Source organism: Rhizobium sp. WSM4643 (assembly GCF_025152745.1).
Taxonomy (GTDB): Bacteria; Pseudomonadota; Alphaproteobacteria; order Rhizobiales; family Rhizobiaceae; genus Rhizobium; species Rhizobium leguminosarum_I.
On record NZ_CP104042.1, the window covers coordinates 19,862 to 40,835 of the forward strand.

Sequence of the window (20,974 nt, forward strand, 5' to 3'; positions counted from 1 at the left end):
GCCATCGGGAATGGTCCCGATGCAACGAAGGAGACAATCCCATGGCTACCACGATCGCAACCCTCACCGAAAAGACCGACGGCACTCTCGAAGGCGTCTTCGCCACCATCCGGGTCAACGCCCCAATCGCCCTCGTCCCGAACGCCAGCAAGGCGAGCGAAGAAGCCCCGGACTACCGCATCATCCATCGCAAGACGGGCTTTGAGATCGGCGCGGCCTGGAACCGCATCTCCCGCCAGACCGGCGAGGAATACATCTCTACGAAGCTCGAAGCGCCCGAGATCGGCGTGATCTTCGGCAACGTCGCCCCGGCGCCCGGCGGCGAGCCCGGCAAGAAGGTCATCCTCTGGAACAGCCCTGCCTGAACCGGACCGCCGGCCCCGAAATCGGGGCCGGCCTCCCCGTTCCAAAGGAGGCCGCCATGAGCCGCTACACAATTACCGTCACCAGGACCGCATCCCGCCACTCCGACCCGGATGCCATTATCGGCTACGACCGCCCGCTTCAGACGTTCTTCCTCCAGGCATTTCCGGACGCAGGTGGCGAGGATCTTGAACTCTGGCTTGGCACAGACATGGGGGAGTTCGAAACACTGTCGCAACTGCGTACCGCAGCAATCGCACGCGGTTTCGACTTCATACCCTTGGCATCCGGCATTCTTCACAAGCTGCTGGACGACCATGCCCGCGAAGCGCATGACGCGGTCAGCGACACGATCATCCAGGATCTTCTCAACGGAACATCCGCCCTCTGACGCAAACCCAAAACGAAAATAGCCCGCCACGGCGCCGGGCTATTTTTTGCTTGGCTGACAAGATTACTTGTTCAGCGCATCCTTCAATGCCTTCGCCGGCGTAAAGGCTAGCTTTCTGGCCGCGGCAACCTTGATCGTCGCGCCGGTCGACGGGTTACGAGCCTCGCGCTCCGGCGTTTCCTTCACCTTGAACTTGCCGAAGCCGGGGAGGGAGGTCTCGTTGCCAGCCACCGCGGCTTCGGTGATGGACGCGATCACCGCTTCGACGATCGCCTTTCCCTGGGCCTTGGTGAGGCTGTGTTCGCCGGCGATCTTGTCGGCGATTTCATTCGTGGTGGTCATGTCAATTCTCCGCATCAACGTTAATGCGAGAATCCCTGACAGGGGATCAAAGCGCTGTCATCGACGCACCGCGTCAAGATCAACGATTTGCCCATTTTTCCACAACTACCAAGGACTTTGAGGCATCTCCGTGGGTCTGCATGGTGGATCCGCAAGCGGGCATCGAGCCCGCTTGCGGATCTCTGGTGCCATACCTGAGGAAATGTCTGCTCAGTCCCTCCGAGGGTGTCATGGGGGCATGACGGCCTCAAGGACGAGCGGTGCCCCCAATTTTGCCTCCGCTCCGGTTCCCTGCACTCCGACAAAATCGGCACCCCCACTCGCCGCCGCTGGCGGTCGCGTTCCGCGATCCCTGACCCCGCCACGCCCCCCATGACCGCGCGCGTCGTCTTTCACAAACGTCAAGGAGACGACGATGGTTCTGGAACAACACATTGAAGAGCTTCGCCTCGAACTGCGCGAAGCAATCGACCCCGTCGAGCGCCGCGAGATCGAAATCGAACTGGAGCTGGCTCGCGCCGAGCTGGCGGTGATCACCGCAGAGCAGGAGGGCGCAATTGACGCCGAGCCACCCTTCTGAGGGTGGCTTTCGCCATGTCGCCTGGCCTGACGCGCCGGATCGACCGGCGCTTCAGGCCAGCTTCGCTCGCCATCGGCAGGTGCCAGAACTTGCGGAGGCTCTTGCGGGAAGGGCGGAAGCGATGGGATACCCCAACTCCTGTTTCGCTCCCATGCCATCGACATGATGATGGCATCCGCCTCCACGGCACTTCCTTCGCTATCGATCACCCGATGCATCTTGCCGTATATGCGGTTTCGGCCTGTATCCGCGTGACCGTCTCTTTCGCAAAAGTTGGAGGAAGAGCCTGACCGCCTCTTCCTCCCGCGCGAAATGATGCTCCCGCCTTTGACCTCTTGCGCCGATACGACCCCATCGACGGATGAGACAGGCCTCGCCGAACAGGTTGGGCTCGATCGACATGGCATAGTAGCGGGCCATGTTTTTCGAAGCGTCGGTGCGTTCGACATAGAGCTGGTAGCGTTGCGCAATCATGGCACGGAGAATCGAGCAAGGCGGTCTCGGCGTCCAACGACATATTTGAATCGGTCGGTCTCGATTGATTCATGGCGGTGATGGGTTGTCGGCGGATGATCCGGGCGAGCCGCCTGCGGCGGACGGTGCTATTCGCCGTCGCTCACGGAGCCCGCAAAACGGTCTCCGCCCATTCGGGTCACGCCCCTCTCGCGGTTGTCGCATCGGCGGCGGGAATGTTTCACGCCGACGGCCGATGATAGGCTGCATGGCCGGCTGCGCTCGGCAAACGGACACGGCGCCTGGCGGCGCCGTGGTCTATCTCTCTCTGACGTCCCATTGTGCACCCGCCACTCCGGCGTCAAGGACTGCGCGGCCCCTCCAATTTTCAGTCGCCGTCCCTTCGGGCCATCACCAGAAAATCGGTTCCTCCGCTTGCCGCCGCTGGCGGTCGCGGTCTGCGATCCCTGACCCCTCGCGGCTACGGTGCGGGCTCCTTTCGTCAGAGACAGAAAGGAGACACTACAATGTCCGATGACTGGTACTACGTCCATCAGCTCGCAGTGCTTGCGGGCTTCAGGCTCACCCTGCTTGCAAATCGCATGAGTTGCGAGGATGAATTCCTATTGGAACTGAATGACAGGCTCATCGAAGGACTGGCATGTGCAATTGCGCGGGTGCAATCCATCACGGCACTGGAGCGCCAGCTTGCCAACGAGCCCGACGAGGGAGGCCTCGCCGCTTTCCAGCTTCACGGCGAAGAGGAGTGCTTTGCGCGTTTCCGGATCACCTTGCTCGACGAGCTCGAAATGGACTTCGACACCCACGAGTACCGTGTGAACCGCGGCGAATGGCACTATGCGCTTTCTGCTGACTGCGACGGCGTCAAGATTAACTATCCGAGGCTTGTCGCCCTCACCGACGCCGAGTTGGGCACGCTCGCCCCGATCGTCCGCGCCATCCGGAGCGAGGTGGGCATCGGTATCAATGTCGCACGCGCCGTCTACGATTGATGCGCCGGTGAGAGACGGACGTGTCCGTCTCTCACCTCTTCCGCTGGTTTGACCGCTTGCGGGCGTCGAGCCTGCGCGCGGTCTTGAGGGGAGAGACTTGCCGCCTCTCCCCTCAATCTCCCCTCAATCTCCCCTCTCCCTGCGGTGCGGGTCGAGACCCGCCCGGCCTTTAGGGCCGGTCAAGCGGACGCTGCCGCGACTTCCCCAAACAAGACGGAGAGGACGTGCACCTTGCGCTGCGCCCTCATGCTTCGGGCATCCGCTCCAGGTGCACGTCCTCTCCTGCGGTGCGCTCGCCGTCTCATCGTTCGCCTGCCATCGATGCCCGCTCCCTTCGGTCACGGACTTCCCGGCAGCTCACGACGACGGCTCGCTTCAGCATCTCAACCAACCGGGCTGGCCACCGCGCTGTTCCTCCGGCGCGGATCATAGGCCACGAGCCTGTGATCGCTGTTGCTTTGTCTGACGACTCGAAACCGCATGGCGCGTCGGGCACGGTGGCCAGCCCGGTTGGTTGAGAGATGGCAGGATAGGCTAACGGTATACCGTTAGCCGTTTCGCCCGAGGGGCGATTGCCGAGACGGGTAATGCCCGAATCCCTCCCCGCTTATTCGCAAGTGGAGGGTCTTCCCGGGTATGGACTTGGTAGAGGTCGTTCGGCGGCAGAAAGAGGCACCTCCTCACGGCGCCACCTTGAATCGCTGGTCGGTGAATCGGCGGACGGGCAATTCCCCCGCTTCGCCAATCGGTCAATGAGAGATCCGGCGTTCTCGCGTTTCGGCGGTTGGGCTGGTCGGTGGAGCAGCGAATAGGTTCGTCAGCGATTGTGCGACTGGCATAATAGGCGAGGGAGTGCTTCGCCAACTCCGCGCATCGGCGAACCGGCGATCGCGTTTATTACTCATCGACGATTTCGGCGAATAGGTGGTTGAGCAAATCGGCGTTTTGCAGATTGGGAGTATGAACCGATAGGTGATTTCGCGAATCCGAAGTTCGGCGATTGCGCTGATGAGCGATCTTGCGAATGAACGTCGAGGCTGCTTTTAGCGGGGAGGCTCTTACCTGCCATTTGCCAACGTAAGCCGCCAGTCCATCGGGCATTCCGTTGGCAACCGTCTGCTTGAGAAATTGCAGGAAAGCTGTCAGCCGAGCGCTGAGCAGACGTCGCGACGGATAGAGCGCCGACGCACGCCGAGAATCTCGAGTCGGCCCGACTTGTCCGGCTGACCCACCCAGCACCTGCCGATCGGCTGGAATAGGCGGGGATACCAACGCTCGGATCAATTCTGTTACCTGCAAAAGGTAGGGGCCTTTTTGTGAAAGTTGGGAGCTCCCAACTTCTTCCTGACAACGCTTCGAACGACTGTGCCAGATGACCGGGAATTGCCACGCGTCCAGCGTGGTACTGCCAGCCATCGCCCGTCTTTGCGGACCGGCCCGCCTGGAAGGCCTCCAGATCCCGGCTGCGCGCGGCGGCTACCGACCGTCAGCCCTACCATGCAAGAACGCGTCTTCCCCCAACTTCTTTTGACGTGGCGGCTCAACGCACATCTGTCCATGATCGAAACTTCGCGCTTATGCGTTGATGCGGCGTGTCCAGTGAAGTCGGGGGAGGTTGGCTTTATACGACGTGACGTTCGGTATGTTTGCAGCGCGCCGGCTGGGCGCTACAGGGCCGTGGCTACCGATCATGATCAACTAAACGGTGAGAGTGGTGGGTCACCGCATACGATTTCGAGCGCGTCCGGCTACAGGCTTACCATTCCGCATCAGCCCCCATCGACAGCATGCGGCATAGGCAGACTGCCGCGATGTTGCCAACGCAGCAAGTCGATCACTGGGAATGCGACCCCCGTAAGGGCGTTCGGCAAGAAGAAGACCTGACCATCATACCACGCCCTTCTTAAGGATGAAGTTCCCATAGGCGCGCGATTCAGCCGTCTGGATGACTGCAAATGATCGCATCGCGATGGGATAGTATGCAAACCTCTCGACAGGTTGGCTCGCTATCGAACGCCCCTCTGCCTCACTGCAAACCGCGAGGACGTCTTTGTGTACGTCCAGCAACTCGCCTGGCGCATCGACGGCCTCCATGTGCATCAGAGGCGTTTTGATGAACGTGTCCAAGGGCATCATCTGAAGGATCCCGCGGACTGCAGTCGGTGCATCGACGCCCTCCAAGATGAGAAGCTTTCCGCTCGTGGTTTGGGTCGCCACACGAAAACCGGAGAAGTTTCGATCTACGATTGCCAGTTCGTCGCCATGACCCATGGAGGCCATGACCCACAACACGTCGGCCGTAATAAACGGCGGCACACCCTTCAGCATGGCATCTCCCTCCCAAGAGATTTCACCGACAAGAAGGATGAACGATTAGCAGAAAAAAGCGATTGCGCAAACGTTTCGATGGCGCTAGCGTGACGACATAGCGGATCCTGGGAGAGCCTCTGGAGGTTGGAATTCCGCTTGGGAGGATAGATTGAAAAACGTGTTTGTTGCGCTGCTGGCGAGAGCTGGAGTGCGCTCATGACAACTATTTCCGAGGTGGCAAAGGCGGCTGGGGTCTCAGTCTCCACGGTTTCGCACGTTCTCAATAAGACGCGCTACGTCTCACCCGAGAAGGTCAAGCTCGTCATCGAGTCCGTGGAGGCAATCGGATACATCCCCAATACAGTCGCTCGCTCGCTCAAACTGTCATCGACAGGCACTGTCGGCCTCGCGATTTCCGCGATTTCGAATCCTTACTTCAGTGACATCATCTGCGCGATTGAGGCCGAGTGTTCCAAACGAGGCTTAATCGCGTTCCTCTGTGACACGCAGGATGATCCGATCCGGGAGCTGGAACTGATCCAGCATCTGCATCAGCGCCGCGTCGACGGGATTATACTTGCGCCTTCGGGCGATCCTAAAAAGGCGCTGGACTATCTCATCCGGTCCGACCTTCCCTGTGTGCTTGTTGACAGGCTGTCGGACAACCGTTTCGACCAAGTCGGGACGGATAACGTCGCCGCAATACGAATGCTCGTCGATCATCTCGTCACGCTGCATCATCGGCGGGTTGGGATCATTCTCGGTCAGCCCGGCTTTGCGACGACTGTGGAGCGCGCAAAGGCCTTCCGCACAGCGATGACGGAGAAGGGAATAGAGGTAGAGGATAATTTAATCAGCGACGGCAATCGCAGCACCGCCGACGCCACCGCTTCGACGCACCGTTTGCTGGGGCTGAAGGAGCCGCCGACAGCGATTCTTGCTTCGAACAATCTGGCGATGATCGGGGCTATGAGAGCTATCCGAGAGCGGAAGCTGCGTGTTCCCGCGGACATTTCTGTCCTTGGGATCGATGATTTCGAATGGGCAGATTATTTCGAACCGCGCCTGACGCTGATGGCCCAGCCTTGCGATGAGATTGGCAGGAAGGCGGCGGACTTGCTGATCGAGCGGATCGGCAACAAGCGCCGCCCCCACGAGACCATTCGACTGTCGCCAGTTTTGCGAGTGCGTGAATCGTGTGGAGAAGCAGCATGAGCCACGTCGTTCTTTCAGCGAAAGGTGCCGTCAAGCGCTTCGGCGGCGTCCAGGCGCTTCGCGGCGTGGATTTCGACCTAAAGGTTGGCGAAATCCATGCGCTGCTTGGTGAAAACGGTGCAGGAAAATCGACGCTGATAAACCTGCTGTCCGGTGTGAATACGCCGGACGAGGGAGAGATCTTCATCGACGGCAAACCGGCGCGATTTCACAGCCCGCGTGATGCACAAGCAGCCGGGATCGCAACGATCTTCCAGGAGCTGGACCTCGTTCCGAGCCTGACCGTGGCTGCCAATCTCTTCCTCGGGCGCGAACTTGTCCATCGGCACGGCATGCTCGATGGGAAGGCCATGCTGCAAGAGGCGCGTAAAAGACTAGAAGCGATCGACCGATCTATCGATCCCGCCCAGTTCGTGAGTGAGCTTTCCATCGGCCAGCGCCAGGTCGTCGCCATCGTCAAGGCGCTTTCCTACGCATCGAGAGCCCTCATCATGGATGAGCCGACGGCTGCCTTGACTGTTGGCGAAGTGGATCGACTATTCGACATCATGCGTGGCCTGGCAGCGTCGGGCGTTGGCATCGTCTATATCTCGCACCGCCTTGAGGAAGTGCCGCAGATCGCTCATCGCGTTACGGTCATGCGCGACGGCAAGGTGGCTGGCGTCACCAAACCAGATGCGCCGCAGGCCGAACTGGTGCAGCTTCTCGTTGGACGTCCTTTGAACGAGCTTTATCCCCGCCGCGCACCGAGTGTTGGTGACGTGCTCCTGCGGATGCGACAGGCTTCCTTCCGCCCGTACCGCGTGTCACCCGGGTGGCAGGCGCCAATCAAAGTCGATCTGGATGTTCGGCGTGGCGAAATCGTCGGGCTCGCCGGCGTTATGGGGGCGGGTCGAACCGAGCTTTTGAGCGCTCTATACGGAACAGGCGTGCCCGGCCAATGGCACGGGGACATTACGATTGGTGGCAGGCCGACCAGGCTTAAATCGATCGCGGCTGCTCGCAGGGCAGGACTGGCATTTGTAACTGATGACCGGCGTGGGGCCGGTCTCATGTTGCGTATGTCTGTAGGTCTCAATCTGGTGATGTCGATCATCCGCTGGATATCACCAAAGGGCTTGCTGTCGGCGCGGCGCCAGGAGGATGCGATCAAGAGCTCTTTCGGCCAATTCGACATTCGTCCAAAGAATCCCGGCATCGCGGTCGGGGCACTCTCTGGGGGCAATCAGCAGAAGGTCGTCCTCGCAAAGGAAGTGCTGGGCAATCCGCGCTTGTTGCTTCTCGACGAGCCGACACGTGGCGTCGACGTCGGCGCAAAGGGAGAAATCTATGCCCGCTTGCGCAAGCTGGCTTCAGAGGGATTGGGCATTCTTGTCGCTTCTAGCGAGATGCCCGAACTGATCGGCCTATGCGATCGCATAGTGGTTTTGCGCAACGGCAGCAGCGTTGCTGAGTTTTCTGGCGGCGTCGACGAACACGAAGTCCTGGCGGCCGCCAACGGGAGGGAGGCCTGATGTCCGAACAGCAAATCGCATCCAATCCAGCGGTTCAGCCCGCCAAGCGGATTGATCCGCTCGCGGTGTTGGTCCGCTTCCAGAGCTTGATCGGCCTTATACTCGTTTTCGCTGGAGGCATCATTTTCTCACCGCGTCGGCACGGTGTCATTCTGTTCATTCAACCCGACAACATCGCAAACATCGTCCGCGCGGTGTCCGAAACTGGCATCATTGCGATCGGAATGACGTTCGTGATCATCACCGCCGGGATTGATCTCTCGGTTGGGGCCACACTTGGTCTTGCGAGCGTCGTAACGGCAACATTGATGGTCTCAGGCGGTTTTGGGCTGGTCACGACGGTGCTGGCAGTGCTGCTGATGGGCACTTGTTTCGGGTTGGTCCAGGGAGCGATCTCAAGCAAGTTTCGGCTTGAAGCGTTTATCGTCACTCTTGCCGGCTTGCAGGCAGCCCGGGGGCTTGCACTCGTTGTGTCGGACAATCAGTACATCAATATTTCCTATGGTGATGGTCCTGGGCTTGCTCCACCCATCTTTGCCATTCTCGGCGGTCGGCTATTCGGTAACGTCGTTCCCGTCGCCACGATCGTCTTCTTGATCTTTGCCTGCATCGCCACGCTCGCGCTGAACACGACGAGGTTCGGCCGTTACGTCTATGCCGTCGGCGGCAACGAGCGCGCAGCCCGCATCTCAGGTGTTCCGGTCTCGGCAATCAAGATCGCCGTTTACGCCATTACCGGCTTTGCATCCGCACTTGCTGGCATCGTCCATGCCGGACAATTCAATTTTGGGAGCGCCAATGATGGGACCGGATATGAATTGACGGCCATCGCGGCTGTCGTCATCGGAGGAACCAGCCTGTTTGGCGGGTCGGGTTCAATGGTCGGAACAATCGCCGGTACGATCATGCTCGGCGCTTTGGCCAATATACTGCAACTGAACAACATCACGCCCGCCATGCAGTTGCTTGCGACAGCGGCAATTATCGTTCTGGCGGCAGTCCTTCAATCCCTCGTTCGTCGCCGCGAAGGATTGGGCAGGTAGTGTGGCGGCATCACCCGGAGGGTGGATCCGGGATCAATGTGGAGGAGAAAGTAATGACACAGAATGCACTTCGAATGTGGCATGCCGGGCGCATGGCACTCCTGGCCGGCTCATGCCTTGCTATTGCCAGCGTGGCTCACGCTGCCGATCCGCTCGTGAAGGCTTGTGCCAAGGATGGCGAGTTCGTCATCGGCTTCTCGCAGGCCAACAATGCGGAGCCCTACCGCCAGCACGTCAACGATGAACTACAGGCCGCCGCCAAGGCAGTCCCGCAGTTCACACTGCAGATCGCTGACGGCGCGGGCAACGTCAACACTCAGACATCGCAAGTCGACAATTTCATCACCCAAAAGGTTGACCTTCTGTTGATCTCGCCTTTCGAGGCGGCTCCGCTTACGCCCGCCGTCAAGCGGGCAATGGATGCGGGTATCCCGGTCGTCGAACTTGACCGCAAGACGAACGGTGAGGCTGGCAAGGACTATACAGCCTTCATCGGAGGAGATAACTACAAAATCGCGTTGGCCGCCGGCGAATATACGAGCAAGACGCTTCTGCCGGACGGCGGCGAGGCAGCCGTACTGCAGGGCCTGCCGAGTTCCACACCGGCCGTCGAACGGCTGAATGGCTTCAAGGATGGCGTGAAATCCAATTCCAAGATCCAGATCGTGGCAGAACAAGCGGCAGACTGGTTGCCGGATAAAGCACAGACCGCGTTCGCTGCGATGCTGCAGGCTCATCCCGATATCAAGATGGTCTATGCCAGCAACGATATGATGGCGGCGGGTGCGCTGCTTGCCGCGAAAGGTGCCGGCAAGAGCGTGAAGATCATCGGCACTGATGGCTTGCCAGGTCCGGCAGGCGGGATCGAGGCAGTCGCAAAGGGCGACTGGTCCGCTACCTTCACATATCCGACAGGAGCCAAGGAGGCGGTCGATATGGCTAAGTCGATATTGCTGGACTGCGCATCGTCGGTGCCAGCAACAGTAACGGTCGATACCACCGCCATCACGCCCGATAATGCGAAGCAGATGATGGGTAAGTAAAGCTCCAGACTCAACCCGGCCAGACGCGACTGTCCAGCCGGGTTGAACCATACCAATTGGCTGGCGTGCCCGAACTCCTTCGCCGAGCGCATTCTTAAATAGCAGAAGACCCGCTTCAAGGCGCTATCGTGCTCGCGGCTGTATTGTTCAAAGAGTTTTTGACCTCTTCTGTTACAATGCCGGCGGCGTCCGACGCAAATCTGGCATTGATAGTCAGGGTTTTCCCAACCTCTTTCGCGTAATCGAAAGCCGCATCGCGGCAATAGTCGCTTATTACATCGAAGGTATCATTGGTCTTTTGCGCTGCGATGATGTCGTCCATCAGCTTGATGTCGCGTTGAAAACGGTGCTGAAGAAACGATAGACCTTCCACTTGATAGCGAAGCAATGCTTTCGCGATGCTTGTCGGCATCTTCAAGGCGGAATCGGCCAGTTTGTTGCTGTCGCTCAACGCCGGGAATAAAGCTGGCGGAAAGTCGAACCCCGATTTTGACGCTTGTTTTTGCACGGCCTGTCTCCTTATTGCGTGAGATATTGTTTGATGCGCTGCAAAGGCGCGGATGATGGCAGCCGCGATGATAGCGGCGGAGCCAATTGGGAGCGCTCCGGCGGGGCTCGCAGCGATATTGCTGCACGCCCCGATAGCCAACGGCCGCCAAAGGCTGTCTAACGCAAGTTACGCGTGGTTGCGGCTCACTGACTTCCAAGAGACTTCCTTATGCATTGCTTCGGAAACTTGCATAGTTCTATCGTCCGTTGAACGGATGGAAGCTTATCGCGCCGAAATGAAAATCACTTTGATCGAGGTCAAAAGACCGTTCATCGACGCAATCGGCGCCTACATGATTATCGCGCCAGCTGCGTGCGAGTATTCGCTGTGCATCCTTTGCAAGGCGAGCTTGGTCGGGCTTTATCATGAAACCCTGTTCGCCGTTGATGAGATTTGGTGAGCCGCGATCCATTGCCCTGAAGAATGCGAAGAAAATGTAAAACGAAAATGTGACGACGCCCTTCGGGCGGCGGCCGATGACACTTGGAAGCTTGGCTAGCCGGACGTCTGCCCGCAAAGTCGTGCACGGCCGACAAGTTCACAAGCTATCGTGCCCTGTGCGAGGCCAAGCGGCTGCTCGGCGCATCACCGACCCGAGCGCTGGCCATCTTGGCATGACTTGTTGAACTTTTATCCCACGGGAGAGCTCTCCGAGGAAACGGGCTTGTGGTGTTCCCTTCCAATGCACCGGTCGATAATCGACCAAGCCGGCACATGATAAAACGCCGTGCCCTACAGTTGACGCGAAACGCTTTTTGACGATACGGCAAACGACGGCGGCGAATGCCGTATGGTCGATCGATGGGCGGAAGAACTTCGGAATATGGATTTGAAACGGGCGATGGATTTCTTCTTGGCCTTGATCGCGTCGGTGATCCTGCTTGTGCCAATCCTTATCGTCGCTCTTTGTGTTCGCCTTACCTCGCGGGGACCGATTCTTTATTGGTCAAAACGTGTCGGCCGTTTCAATCAGATCTTCCTGATGCCGAAATTTCGCAGCATGCGCGTCGACACACCAACGGTTGCCACACATTTGCTCGAAAACCCGGATCGGTTTCTGACACCCATCGGCTCGTTCCTGCGCAAATCCAGCCTCGACGAACTGCCGCAGCTCTGGTGCATTCTCGAAGGGAAGATGAGTTTCGTCGGCCCGCGGCCGGCACTCTACAATCAATATGATCTGATAGAGCTGCGGACGGCCCATGGTGTCGACAAGCTGTTGCCTGGACTGACGGGATGGGCGCAGATCAACGGACGTGACGAATTGCCGATTCCGGAGAAGGTAAAATTCGATATCGAATATCTCGAACGTCGCTCCTTCGGCTTCGACATACGCATCCTGTTTAGGACTGCCGAGAAGGTCATCCGCCGTAAGGGAATAAGGCATTAAGTTACCTACTTCTGATAGATAAGCGGCGCGGGAGACCTTACTTTCCGATTATTTCAGTTGCGCTCGTTGCAGAAAATGACAAGAAGGTGGTTGTCTGATTGATCCGCGAGACGCTGGTAAACAATGCCCGAAAATACCCCCACTGAGACGCCGCGCTCAGGATGGTTCTTAATGCCGATGCAAGCGCTCGTCGCCCCTCTGCTGGCGATGCCGCGGGTTGCCAAACGTGCTCTGGCTTTGCTGGTGGATTCCAGCTTTTGTGTTCTGACGATCTGGCTGGCCTATTGTTTCCGCCTGAACGAATGGACGGTGCTGACCGGCGTGCAGTGGCTGCCGGTCTTCGTTTCGCTCTGTATGGCACTTCCCATCTTCATAGTCATGGGCATGTATCGGGCGATCTTCCGTTATGCCAATATGGCTGCTTTCATTACCGTTCTAAAGGCCATTGCGATCTACGGCGTCGCCTTCATGACGATATTTACCGCCCTCAGCGTTCCCGGCGTTCCCAGAACCGTCGGCATCCTCCAGCCCTTCCTTCTGTTGATTGCGATCGGCCTGTCGCGATTGGGTATCCGCTACTGGCTCGGCGATGCTTACCAGCGGATCCTTCACAAGAATATGCTCGCCAAGGTGCTGATCTATGGGGCAGGAACGGCCGGGCGGCAACTCGCCGGTGCCTTGATCAACAGTGCGGAACTCAATGTCGTCGGCTATCTGGATGATGATCCGCGTCTCAAGGGCGGGGTCATGGGTGGTTTGCCGATCTACGACCCCTCGGATCTTCCGGTGCTTGCCGAATCTCTCGGCGTGCACAACGTGCTGCTTGCTCTTCCATCAGCAACGCGGCAGCGTCGCAATGAAATCCTGGAGCATATCCGCAAAGCCAGGGTGAATGTTCGCACATTGCCCGATCTCACGGCCCTGGCTCAGGGGCGTGTCACCGTCTCCGACATCCGCGAGCTCGAGATCGAAGATCTGCTGGGAAGAGAAGCGGTCGCGCCGCGCCAGGAGCTACTCGACAAGTCGATGGGCAACAAGGTGGTGATGGTCACCGGTGCTGGCGGCTCGATCGGCGGCGAGTTATGTCGTCAGATTTTGCGCACCGGGCCTTCCAGCCTGATCCTCATCGATCAGAATGAGTTTGCGCTTTATAATATTCATGCCGAATTGCAGAAGCTGGCCGAGCTGTACAGACATGAAAATCTGCAGATCGTCCCAATCCTCTGTTCCGTCCGCGATCAGGATCGCATGGAACATGTCATGCAGAACTGGCGACCTCAGACGCTCTATCATGCCGCCGCTTACAAACATGTGCCGCTTGTCGAACACAATGCCGTGGAAGGTATCAAGAACAATGTCATGGGTACGCTGGTCACGGCGCGCGCAGCGATTAAATGCGGCGTTTCGAATTTCGTGCTGATCAGCACAGACAAGGCCGTGCGTCCGACAAATGTGATGGGCGCCAGCAAGAGGCTGGCAGAGATGCTTCTGCAGGCGCTCGCAGCAGAACCGACGACCGACAGAATGCGAACGAATTTTTCCATGGTCCGCTTCGGAAACGTCCTCGGCTCCTCCGGATCCGTCGTGCCGCTTTTCCGCCAGCAGATCAAGGAAGGCGGCCCCGTTACGCTGACACATCCCGATATAACCCGCTATTTCATGACCATTTCGGAGGCCTCGCAGCTCGTCATCCAGGCCGGCGCCATGGCTGACGGCGGCGATGTTTTCCTGCTCGACATGGGCGAGCCCGTTCGCATCGCAGATCTCGCCCGCAAGATGGTCGAGCTTTCCGGATTGACGGTCCGCGACGAGAACAATCTCGAAGGGGATATCGAGCTTTCCGTTACAGGTCTTAGGCCCGGCGAGAAGCTTTACGAAGAACTGTTGATCGGGGATAATCCTGAAACAACCGAACATCCTCGGATCATGAAGGCGCGTGAGGATTTCTTGTCCTGGCCGGAGCTGTCGAAAAGGCTGAACTCGCTCAACGCCGCACTGGACCGGAACGATATGATCGCTGCACGCGCAACGTTGGCGGAGCTTGTTTCCGGCTATTCGTCAACGGGTGAGGTCTCGGATATGGCTTTCGCCGGCGCCGAGCCAATACGTCTGCCTCAGACAATTCAAAGAACGCTGTAAGGGTCTGCAGGCTCAAGGGATGCTGGACGTCAGCTCCGAACGACGGGCGCAAAGCACGTGCTGCCGCGATCCACACAAATAAGGGCGACCATGTAAGCGAAGATCGGATCCAAGGCTTTCTGATTGAACATGATGCCAAAGCTGCCCGTTATGACGTAGCTGCTGACAAGCAGAAGAGCGAGTGCAATCGCTAAATCCCGGCCCGGTCCCGCTTCCTTTCTCCACGCGCCTATCAGGGGCGTCAGCAGCATCAGCGAAAGCGCTGCAATGCCGAAGACGCCGGCGTCGATTCCCGCGGTGAGGAAACCGTTGTGGACATGCGAGTAGGGCAGTTGCGGCCGTATGTTATCGGGCAGCTCTGCCAAAACCGAAGCCATCCGGTTTTGCGGACCATAACCCGTCAACGGGTCCTTACTGATTGCCGATAGTGCGCCTTTGTACAATGCGAACCGCGCACTGAGCGACGTGATCTCGCCGTCGGTGCGTTCGAGCGTCGTCAGATTTTCCTGCAGCGCCTGGATGCGATGGAGGATCTGGCCGCTGCCCAGGGCGATAAGTCCCGCCAACAGCAAGGAACTGGTAATAGCAAGGCTGCGCAAACTCAGATGGAAGCTATGTTTGCGGAAATACCAGAGAAAGATGACGATATGGACGGGAATGACCAGCCAGGCCGAACGTGTCCCCGAAAGCAGCACGCAGCCTAGGCCGGCGGCGTATCCCAATATTGCAATTCTTTGCTCCACGCTTCTGGGAGATTGAACGTTGAGAAGCGCGATGCCGCCGAAAAGAATGCCTATGACGCCTAGGAGTGCAGCGTTCGAAGTTCCAGCCTCTGCCCTTTCCATCAGAAACATGATCTGCAGGAGACTGAAAACAAAGGTGACGATCATGCCAATGCCCGCGCCGAGGATAAAGAGCGGCACGAGACTGCCATCGGGAGATTGGCGCATCCGCGGCAATATCAGCCAGGTTGAAAAAAAAGGCAGGAGCCGGAATATCCAGTCTAGTTCTTCGGAGTAAGGCGGATTGATGAAGATGCTGGCGATCATCACCAGCGGGTAGATCGACATGCCAATGGCAACCAGCCGGTCGGATCTCGACAGGTTCAAGGCGAGGCTGCCCGTGGCCAGACAGTAGGCGCCCCATACCATCGACGCGAGGAGGATGAAGGAGTTAAAGTTCGGCGAAAGCCCTGGAAGGATTGCAAAGGCAAAGACCGCAAGGCGGTTGTTTCGGTCGAGCGCGCTTCCGGTCTCATTCCCGGGATAAAGCACTGCCATCTTGAGTTGCCTAAGATAATTCACTTTGCCGGTCCTGACCGTATCGATGCTGCCTCGCTAAGGATCGTGATCACGGCTGTCAAGCGGTGATGAGGATGCAATCTGTGGCTTTATTCGACGTGGTATTCCAGCAACAGGCGTCCGGACAGACGTGGTTCTCGTCGATGAAGAGCGGCAAATGGAAAAGACGGTAAGAACGGCTTCAACGGAAAACACGCCTAAGGTGCGGGCTTGATTTGAAGATTTGCTCGTCCAGCGGCCGACGAAAGCGTTTCGCGGGGGGAGAAGAAAGCAACATCCGGACCGTCAGAGCTACAGCGCCGCGCGTCTTTTCGAACGCACAAAGGACGACGTAGCAATTTGAATTATGCAGTAATCGAAGAACCGACGCAGGTTTTTTATCGAAGCGGCCGCCGTTATCGCCAAGATGGGCGTGTCGAACCTTCCGCCGATGATCGACCAAGGAGATAGCCAAACCCGAATGCGATAACGCCGGTGGCGAGCAGCAATGCGCTTGCGGTGCGCGGGTGCTCTCTGGCGCCGGAGGCGACGGCATAAGCCTCACGCTTCATCTCTTTGGCGGCCGACTTCGCGACTTTGGTCAATCCCTCTGGCTGCTCAGCGGGTGTGCCGGTGAATCCGGCGCTCAAATTCTGTTTGTCGGCCATGTCGGGAACCTTCTGCAAGAGGTCTGAATTGGCGCGCGGAAAGTTCAATCCTGTTCGCGCGTACCGGGGGAGGCTTCGCGTTGATCCGCATCCTCGAGATCCGTCTTGACGAGGAATGCATCGGTATGTTCGCGCGAGGCCTCTCGCAGTGCTGCGAGATTTGGAGGGTTGTCGGCTTCGCCCTGCTGCGCATCGAGTTCATGCTCGGCGAGAGTCCAGTGACGCCCGTGCTTGCCTTCCGGTCTTCCTTCTTTCTCCCACAGGGAGTACGCCCTTTTTCGGATCTCCTCGTCGCGGCTGGCTGCTGGCGACCCGCTCTGCCTATCGATTTGGTTTGCGGCTCGCCGAGCCATTTTCCGTCCGCCTGCGTCCGCGGGTGGGGCTTCCGGCCGGCCGCCGTCGGTCGTACCTTTGCTTGTCTTGCGTCGTGCCGAGTTTTTCATAAGGGTCTCCTTTAAATCTCAACCAACTCGGCCGATCTAAGTTCCAAACAAAGAATGCTTCGGCGCAAAAGATCGGGCTTCGAGGCTTGTGCCGTTCGCCCGCGCATTCGCGAAGTGCCGCCCCCTCCCAGATGCAGTCATACCGCAACAGTCTGCCGGACGTCTTGGCAAGGTGATAAAACTGATATACTAGTATGTCACGAAGTCTTAACGCGCCGGTATGTCATGCGCCAGGCATTAGAAACCAAAGTTTCGGCAGTCGCGACGTCGCAGGAAGTCGGGAGCAGGCTGCGCCGCATCACCACAGCCGGCGTCATCTACGATCGCCTCTATGCCGACATCGTGTCGCTGCGGATGCCGCCTGGCATGCTGCTGCAGGAAAAGCGGATCGCCGATGAATTCGGTGTCAGCCGCACGCCGGTGCGCGAGGCACTGCTCCGGCTTTCCGAAGGCGGACTGGTCGATATCTACCCGCAGTCGGGCACCGTTGTATCGCGGGTGCCGGTCTCGGCGATCCCCGAGGCGGTCGTCGTGCGCAAGGCGCTCGAAGGCACGACCGTCGAGACCGCGGCTCGGACTGCGACTGCCGCCGATATCGCCCGTCTCGATATTATCATTGCCCGCCAGCGGGGGTATGCTGCGACCGGCAATGCCTCTAGCTTCCATGAGGAGGATGAGGCTTTTCATGAGGCGATCGCGCAGATCTCAGGTTATCCCGGCATCTGGACAATCCTGAAGACGGTCAAGGTACAGATCGACCGGGCACGGCGGCTGACGCTGCCGGTGCTCGGGCGCATGGATAACGTCGTGCACGAACACATGATGATCCGCGATGCGCTCGCCGCCCACGATGCGGCGGCTGCACGCAGCGCGATGATCCATCACTTAAGCGCCGTCATTCCCGATGTCGACGAACTGCGCGCGCGTTACCCCGACTATTTCTGCTGACGGCAGGCAACACGAAACGAAAGACTTAGGGAAGGAAGAAGATGCGACAGGGTTGGAGATGGTTCGGACCGGAAGCGCCGGTGACGCTGGATGAAGTCCGCCAAACGGGCGCGACGAATATCGTCTCTTCGCTGCATCAGGTGCCGATCGGCAGGGCCTGGACGGAAAGGGAAGTGCGCGAACGCCAGTCCCTGATCGAGACGACGCCCGGCGACCGTTCCCCGCTCGTCTGGTCGGTGGTCGAGAGCATCCCGATCCCCGACGCCGTCAAGCGCAAGGGCGGGGAGGCGAAGGCCGAGATCGAGGCGTGGATCGCCAGTCTCGAAGCGGTCGCCGCCTGCGGCATTCCGATCGTCTGCTATAATTTTATGCCTGTCGTGGACTGGACTCGCACCGACCTCGATTTCGTGACGCCGACAGGCGCTACCGCCATGCGCTTCGATCATGAACGCTTCGCAGCCTTCGATCTCTTCATCCTGGAGCGGCCGGATGCGGCGCAGCACTATTCACAGGAGGACCGCGAACGGGCGCGTGTCGTTTTCGAGGCTATGTCGGACGAGGAGATCGCCGACATCACCCGTATCATCACCTCGGCTCTGCCGGGGTCGACCACCGAACCGCTGACCATTCCGGCCTTCCGGGAAAAGCTGGTCGCCTATAGCGGTATCGATGCCGCAAGATTGCGTCGGCACCTGATCGAATTCCTGGAGGCGGTGACGCCGGCTGCCGAAGCGCGCGGTGTCAAGCTGACATTGCATCCCGATGATCCGCCGCGCTCGCTGTTCGGCTTGCCGCGCATCGCCTCGACGGCCGATGATTATGCCGCGCTCTTCGATGCCGTGCCATCGGCGGCAAACGGCATGTGTTATTGCACCGGCAGCCTCGGCGTGCGTGCCGAGAACGACCTGCCGGCGATCGCCCGGCGTTTTGCTTCGCGCATCCACTTCGCCCATCTGCGCGCCACGACGCGCGAGGGCGATGGCCGGACGTTCCATGAAAGTGCGCATCTGGAAGGCGACGTCGACATGGTCGCCGTTCTCCGCGAACTGGTTGCAGAGGATCGCCGCCGCGGCGCGCAAAACACCATCGTCTTCCGCTCGGATCATGGCCATCGTATGCTCGACGATCTCGACAAGGTCGTCACGCCAGGTTACCCCGCCATCGGCCGCATGCGCGGCCTCGCCGAACTGCGCGGCATCCTGCATGCGCTCGGCGTGCCGCCGAACTGAGTGCCGCCCCGGTTCGCGGCGTTCGCCCTTTAGCGGAAATCATCGCGCTCTGAAGCCCGAGCGGTGCTTCAGAGCGCGCAACCTTTCAGGAATAGATCGGCGCACATCTTCGCCCGAGCCGCAATCGTCTCGATCTTCGGCGGTGGCTCCTGACGCAGCATCGCGGCACGCTGCGGCTCCATGATCATCATGCCGCGCAGCATGCCGCAGGCCGCATGCGGATCATCAAGCGCAATCAGTCCGCGATCGATCTGCTTGTGAAGCCAGTTCTCCATCAGTGTATTGGTTCTGACGACCGCCTTTTCATAGAAGGCGTTGGCGATCTCGGGAAATCGATCAGATTCGCTGATGACAAGCCGGGTCACGGTGATCGTATCGACTGACAGCGTCAGCATGCCATAGGCCATCAGCATGCGTTCCAACCCCTGCCTGAGATCGGCCACGGCGAGTGTGCCGGGGTCAAGCGCCAACAAAAAACGCTCCGTGCGCTCCGTGATCATCTCCGAAAAGAGATCTGCTTTCGTCGGAAACAGGCGGTAGAGCGTCTTGGTCGAAATCCCGGCCTCCTGCGCGATCGCAGCGATGCTCGCCGCGGCATAGCCGTTCTGGTGGAACTGCCTGTTCGCCGCCTCGATAATCACGCTTCTCGTATCCTCGTCGCAGCGGACTTGCGGGCGTCCTCGCGGCTTCTTCTCGATTTCGTGATTTTGGACCATTACGATTTTCCAAATTTTCATTGACATCCATTTTCTAATACATATTTTGGAAAACATCAAGTTTCCTAAATAGGATTTCACTCGAATTCAGAGGCCGCAGCCCAAGAGACGGCGACCCGTCATCCGGAGAGAGACAATGACCATCAAGAAGCTGCATGCCTTGAACAACAACGATGTCGTCGAAACTGTTGCCGAAGCTGTCCCGGCAAGCCTTGACGCCGGCAAGACGCCGCGCATCGCCGAGGCCGCCGCCCCTGTTGCCGAGGAAAAGCCCGCCCGCAAGCGCGGCGGCCGCTCCCTGCTTTTCGGCGCCACCGCTCTCGTGCTGATCGCCGCCGGCGCCTATTACGGCCATGATTACTGGACGGTCGGCCGCTTCCATGTCTCGACCGACGACGCCTATGTGAAGGCCGACAGCAGCACCATCGCCCCGAAGGTAACAGGCTATCTCGCCGAGGTGCTCGTCATGGACAACGAGACCGTCAAGGCCGGCCAGCCGCTCGCCCGCATCGACGACCGCGATTTCAAGGCAGCCCTCGATCAGGCCAAGGCCGACGTCGCCGCAGCCGAGGCCACCGTCAACGCCAAGCAGGCTTCGCTCGATATCCAGCAATCGACGATCGCCGCCGCCCGCGCGACCGTCGGCGTCGACCGCGCCAACGAGACCTTTGCCGAGCAGAACAACAAGCGTTATTCGAACCTTGCCACCAGCGGCTATGCCCCGGTCCAGACGGCGCAGCAGGCCGCCTCGCAAATCGCTGCCGCCCAGGCCACCATTGTCCGCGACACTGCCTCACTCGACGCCGCCGTCAAGCAGGTCGACCTGCTGAACGCAGAGCTTGCCCAGGCGAGGGCGGCCCTTGCGCGTAGCGAGGCCGTCCAGCACCAAGCCGAACTCAATCTCTCTTATGCGACGATATCAGCGCCCGTCGACGGCACCGTCGGCAACCGGACGCTGCGCGTCGGCCAATATGTCCAGGCCGGCACCCAGCTCATGTCGGTCGTGCCGATGACGGCTGCCTATGTCATCGCCAACTACAAGGAAACCCAGCTCACCGACGTCAAGGCCGGCCAGCCTGTCGATATCGAGGTCGATATGTTCCCGGGCCGCACCTATCACGGCCACGTCGACAGCCTCGCGCCGGCAAGCGGCCAGGAATTCGCCCTGCTGCCGCCCGATAACGCCACCGGCAACTTCACCAAGGTCGTCCAGCGCATTCCTGTGAAGATCGTGCTCGACCGCGACGCCGCTGAAAACGGCGACCTGCGCCCCGGCATGTCCGTCCAGCCTGATATCAATACCAAGAACGACCGCAGCTAGGCCGGGGGACGAGGAGTTCGTGT

At 59.2% G+C, this 20,974-nt stretch carries 23 protein-coding genes and 1 pseudogene; 15 read left to right on the forward strand and 9 right to left on the reverse strand.

Translation table 11 applies throughout. The features are described from left to right. Window positions 1-41 precede the first annotated feature (41 nt). Both N1937_RS26910 and N1937_RS26915 read left to right on the forward strand, forming a co-directional pair. A complete protein-coding gene (locus tag N1937_RS26910; RefSeq protein WP_025398107.1) occupies window positions 42-365 on the forward strand; it encodes a DUF736 domain-containing protein in 324 nt (107 codons plus the stop codon). 56 nt (window positions 366-421) lie between these two features. Continuing rightward, window positions 422-754: a hypothetical protein gene (locus N1937_RS26915; RefSeq protein ID WP_260060019.1), complete on the forward strand. Its 333-nt coding sequence runs from the start codon at window positions 422-424 to the stop codon at window positions 752-754. 63 nt (window positions 755-817) lie between these two features. Here the strand turns inward: N1937_RS26915 and N1937_RS26920 are convergent, their stop codons facing one another. After that, entirely contained in the window at window positions 818-1,096 is a 279-nt protein-coding gene (locus N1937_RS26920) for an HU family DNA-binding protein (RefSeq protein ID WP_260060020.1), read from the reverse strand. A gap of 415 nt (window positions 1,097-1,511) precedes the next feature. Between N1937_RS26920 and N1937_RS26925 the strand changes: the two genes are divergently transcribed. Continuing rightward, a complete protein-coding gene (locus N1937_RS26925; protein WP_260060021.1) occupies window positions 1,512-1,676 on the forward strand; it encodes a hypothetical protein in 165 nt (54 codons plus the stop codon). Between the two features lie 198 nt (window positions 1,677-1,874). Here the strand turns inward: N1937_RS26925 and N1937_RS26930 are convergent, their stop codons facing one another. After that, window positions 1,875-2,150: a WGR domain-containing protein gene (locus N1937_RS26930; protein ID WP_100773305.1), complete on the reverse strand. Its 276-nt coding sequence runs from the start codon at window positions 2,148-2,150 to the stop codon at window positions 1,875-1,877. A gap of 506 nt (window positions 2,151-2,656) precedes the next feature. Here N1937_RS26930 and N1937_RS26935 point away from each other — a divergent pair. Beyond that, window positions 2,657-3,142: a hypothetical protein gene (locus tag N1937_RS26935; RefSeq protein ID WP_260060022.1), complete on the forward strand. Its 486-nt coding sequence runs from the start codon at window positions 2,657-2,659 to the stop codon at window positions 3,140-3,142. A 1,068-nt stretch (window positions 3,143-4,210) separates the two neighbouring features. Here the strand turns inward: N1937_RS26935 and N1937_RS26940 are convergent. Next, a pseudogene (locus tag N1937_RS26940) lies at window positions 4,211-4,321 on the reverse strand (LysR family transcriptional regulator); the annotation flags it as partial. Window positions 4,322-4,507: 186 nt separating this feature from the next. Here N1937_RS26940 and N1937_RS31605 point away from each other — a divergent pair. Beyond that, complete coding sequence (locus tag N1937_RS31605) at window positions 4,508-5,026, forward strand: acyl-homoserine-lactone synthase (RefSeq protein WP_441005678.1); 519 nt, start codon at window positions 4,508-4,510, stop codon at window positions 5,024-5,026. A gap of 3 nt (window positions 5,027-5,029) precedes the next feature. Here N1937_RS31605 and N1937_RS26950 read toward each other — a convergent pair whose 3' ends face one another. Further along, the gene (locus tag N1937_RS26950; protein WP_222387721.1) at window positions 5,030-5,470 is read right to left on the reverse strand and encodes an RbsD/FucU family protein; all 441 of its coding nucleotides are present in this window, start codon (window positions 5,468-5,470) and stop codon (window positions 5,030-5,032) included. Between the two features lie 198 nt (window positions 5,471-5,668). Here N1937_RS26950 and N1937_RS26955 point away from each other — a divergent pair, with 198 nt between their 5' ends. The 4 genes from N1937_RS26955 to N1937_RS26970 are packed head-to-tail and all read left to right on the forward strand — an operon-like array spanning window position 5,669 to window position 10,267. Further along, window positions 5,669-6,667 carry a LacI family DNA-binding transcriptional regulator gene (locus N1937_RS26955; RefSeq protein ID WP_222387720.1) on the forward strand — a complete coding sequence of 333 codons (999 nt, stop codon included), beginning with the start codon at window positions 5,669-5,671 and terminating at the stop codon, window positions 6,665-6,667. Next, window positions 6,664-8,181, forward strand: a complete 1,518-nt coding sequence (locus tag N1937_RS26960; RefSeq protein ID WP_260060023.1) for a sugar ABC transporter ATP-binding protein — start codon at window positions 6,664-6,666, stop codon at window positions 8,179-8,181. Before N1937_RS26955 ends, N1937_RS26960 begins: the two co-directional genes overlap by 4 nt. Then, window positions 8,181-9,224, forward strand: a complete 1,044-nt coding sequence (locus tag N1937_RS26965; RefSeq protein ID WP_260060024.1) for an ABC transporter permease — start codon at window positions 8,181-8,183, stop codon at window positions 9,222-9,224. The genes N1937_RS26960 and N1937_RS26965 overlap by 1 nt, the downstream gene beginning before the upstream one ends. 53 nt (window positions 9,225-9,277) lie before the next feature. Further along, window positions 9,278-10,267 carry a substrate-binding domain-containing protein gene (locus N1937_RS26970; RefSeq protein WP_260060251.1) on the forward strand — a complete coding sequence of 330 codons (990 nt, stop codon included), beginning with the start codon at window positions 9,278-9,280 and terminating at the stop codon, window positions 10,265-10,267. A 115-nt stretch (window positions 10,268-10,382) separates the two neighbouring features. Here the strand turns inward: N1937_RS26970 and N1937_RS26975 are convergent, their stop codons facing one another. Continuing rightward, window positions 10,383-10,775, reverse strand: coding sequence for a hypothetical protein (locus N1937_RS26975; protein WP_260060025.1), 393 nt, complete (start codon window positions 10,773-10,775; stop codon window positions 10,383-10,385). A 55-nt stretch (window positions 10,776-10,830) separates the two neighbouring features. On the opposite strand from N1937_RS26975, the gene N1937_RS26980 reads away from it, so the two are divergent. The 3 genes from N1937_RS26980 to N1937_RS26990 all read left to right on the forward strand — a co-directional run bounded on the left by N1937_RS26980 (window position 10,831) and on the right by N1937_RS26990 (window position 14,346). Beyond that, window positions 10,831-11,217, forward strand: coding sequence for a hypothetical protein (locus tag N1937_RS26980; protein ID WP_222387715.1), 387 nt, complete (start codon window positions 10,831-10,833; stop codon window positions 11,215-11,217). A gap of 423 nt (window positions 11,218-11,640) precedes the next feature. Further along, the gene (locus N1937_RS26985; protein WP_222387714.1) at window positions 11,641-12,207 is read left to right on the forward strand and encodes a sugar transferase; all 567 of its coding nucleotides are present in this window, start codon (window positions 11,641-11,643) and stop codon (window positions 12,205-12,207) included. A gap of 123 nt (window positions 12,208-12,330) precedes the next feature. Continuing rightward, on the forward strand, window positions 12,331-14,346 hold the full coding sequence (locus tag N1937_RS26990) for a polysaccharide biosynthesis protein (RefSeq protein ID WP_260060027.1): 2,016 nt from the start codon (window positions 12,331-12,333) through the stop codon (window positions 14,344-14,346). Window positions 14,347-14,375: 29 nt separating this feature from the next. Here the strand turns inward: N1937_RS26990 and N1937_RS26995 are convergent, their stop codons facing one another. From N1937_RS26995 to N1937_RS27005, 3 genes are all read right to left on the reverse strand, one after another. Beyond that, window positions 14,376-15,650 carry an O-antigen ligase family protein gene (locus N1937_RS26995; RefSeq protein WP_260060028.1) on the reverse strand — a complete coding sequence of 425 codons (1,275 nt, stop codon included), beginning with the start codon at window positions 15,648-15,650 and terminating at the stop codon, window positions 14,376-14,378. 392 nt (window positions 15,651-16,042) lie between these two features. Then, window positions 16,043-16,294 (reverse strand): hypothetical protein, encoded by a 252-nt coding sequence (locus tag N1937_RS27000; protein WP_222387711.1) that lies wholly within the window; start codon window positions 16,292-16,294, stop codon window positions 16,043-16,045. Window positions 16,295-16,338: 44 nt separating this feature from the next. Continuing rightward, window positions 16,339-16,737 carry a DUF2934 domain-containing protein gene (locus tag N1937_RS27005; protein ID WP_222387710.1) on the reverse strand — a complete coding sequence of 133 codons (399 nt, stop codon included), beginning with the start codon at window positions 16,735-16,737 and terminating at the stop codon, window positions 16,339-16,341. Between the two features lie 225 nt (window positions 16,738-16,962). Between N1937_RS27005 and N1937_RS27010 the strand changes: the two genes are divergently transcribed. After that, window positions 16,963-17,685, forward strand: a complete 723-nt coding sequence (locus tag N1937_RS27010; protein WP_222387709.1) for a GntR family transcriptional regulator — start codon at window positions 16,963-16,965, stop codon at window positions 17,683-17,685. A 41-nt stretch (window positions 17,686-17,726) separates the two neighbouring features. Further along, window positions 17,727-18,914, forward strand: a complete 1,188-nt coding sequence (gene uxuA, locus N1937_RS27015) for a mannonate dehydratase (RefSeq protein WP_222387708.1) — start codon at window positions 17,727-17,729, stop codon at window positions 18,912-18,914. Window positions 18,915-18,982: 68 nt separating this feature from the next. On the opposite strand, the gene N1937_RS27020 is transcribed toward uxuA, so the two are convergent. Then, window positions 18,983-19,630 (reverse strand): TetR/AcrR family transcriptional regulator, encoded by a 648-nt coding sequence (locus N1937_RS27020; RefSeq protein WP_162116613.1) that lies wholly within the window; start codon window positions 19,628-19,630, stop codon window positions 18,983-18,985. Window positions 19,631-19,766: 136 nt separating this feature from the next. Between N1937_RS27020 and N1937_RS27025 the strand changes: the two genes are divergently transcribed. Beyond that, a complete protein-coding gene (locus N1937_RS27025; RefSeq protein WP_260060031.1) occupies window positions 19,767-20,951 on the forward strand; it encodes an HlyD family secretion protein in 1,185 nt (394 codons plus the stop codon). Window positions 20,952-20,974 lie beyond the last annotated feature (23 nt).

Coding starts and splice junctions, on each gene's coding strand:
- N1937_RS27025 (WP_260060031.1), top strand. CDS start 19,767: ATGACCATCAAGAAGCTGCATGCCTTGAACAACAACGATGTCGTCGAA.
- N1937_RS26980 (WP_222387715.1), top strand. CDS start 10,831: ATGGCAGCCGCGATGATAGCGGCGGAGCCAATTGGGAGCGCTCCGGCG.
- N1937_RS26910 (WP_025398107.1), top strand. CDS start 42: ATGGCTACCACGATCGCAACCCTCACCGAAAAGACCGACGGCACTCTC.
- N1937_RS26960 (WP_260060023.1), top strand. CDS start 6,664: ATGAGCCACGTCGTTCTTTCAGCGAAAGGTGCCGTCAAGCGCTTCGGC.
- N1937_RS26935 (WP_260060022.1), top strand. CDS start 2,657: ATGTCCGATGACTGGTACTACGTCCATCAGCTCGCAGTGCTTGCGGGC.
- N1937_RS26915 (WP_260060019.1), top strand. CDS start 422: ATGAGCCGCTACACAATTACCGTCACCAGGACCGCATCCCGCCACTCC.
- N1937_RS26920 (WP_260060020.1), bottom strand. CDS start 1,096: ATGACCACCACGAATGAAATCGCCGACAAGATCGCCGGCGAACACAGC.
- N1937_RS26925 (WP_260060021.1), top strand. CDS start 1,512: ATGGTTCTGGAACAACACATTGAAGAGCTTCGCCTCGAACTGCGCGAA.
- N1937_RS27005 (WP_222387710.1), bottom strand. CDS start 16,737: ATGAAAAACTCGGCACGACGCAAGACAAGCAAAGGTACGACCGACGGC.
- N1937_RS27000 (WP_222387711.1), bottom strand. CDS start 16,294: ATGGCCGACAAACAGAATTTGAGCGCCGGATTCACCGGCACACCCGCT.
- N1937_RS26965 (WP_260060024.1), top strand. CDS start 8,181: ATGTCCGAACAGCAAATCGCATCCAATCCAGCGGTTCAGCCCGCCAAG.
- uxuA (WP_222387708.1), top strand. CDS start 17,727: ATGCGACAGGGTTGGAGATGGTTCGGACCGGAAGCGCCGGTGACGCTG.
- N1937_RS27020 (WP_162116613.1), bottom strand. CDS start 19,630: ATGGTCCAAAATCACGAAATCGAGAAGAAGCCGCGAGGACGCCCGCAA.
- N1937_RS26955 (WP_222387720.1), top strand. CDS start 5,669: ATGACAACTATTTCCGAGGTGGCAAAGGCGGCTGGGGTCTCAGTCTCC.
- N1937_RS26970 (WP_260060251.1), top strand. CDS start 9,278: ATGACACAGAATGCACTTCGAATGTGGCATGCCGGGCGCATGGCACTC.
- N1937_RS26985 (WP_222387714.1), top strand. CDS start 11,641: ATGGATTTGAAACGGGCGATGGATTTCTTCTTGGCCTTGATCGCGTCG.
- N1937_RS26950 (WP_222387721.1), bottom strand. CDS start 5,470: ATGCTGAAGGGTGTGCCGCCGTTTATTACGGCCGACGTGTTGTGGGTC.
- N1937_RS26930 (WP_100773305.1), bottom strand. CDS start 2,150: ATGATTGCGCAACGCTACCAGCTCTATGTCGAACGCACCGACGCTTCG.
- N1937_RS26990 (WP_260060027.1), top strand. CDS start 12,331: ATGCCCGAAAATACCCCCACTGAGACGCCGCGCTCAGGATGGTTCTTA.
- N1937_RS27010 (WP_222387709.1), top strand. CDS start 16,963: ATGCGCCAGGCATTAGAAACCAAAGTTTCGGCAGTCGCGACGTCGCAG.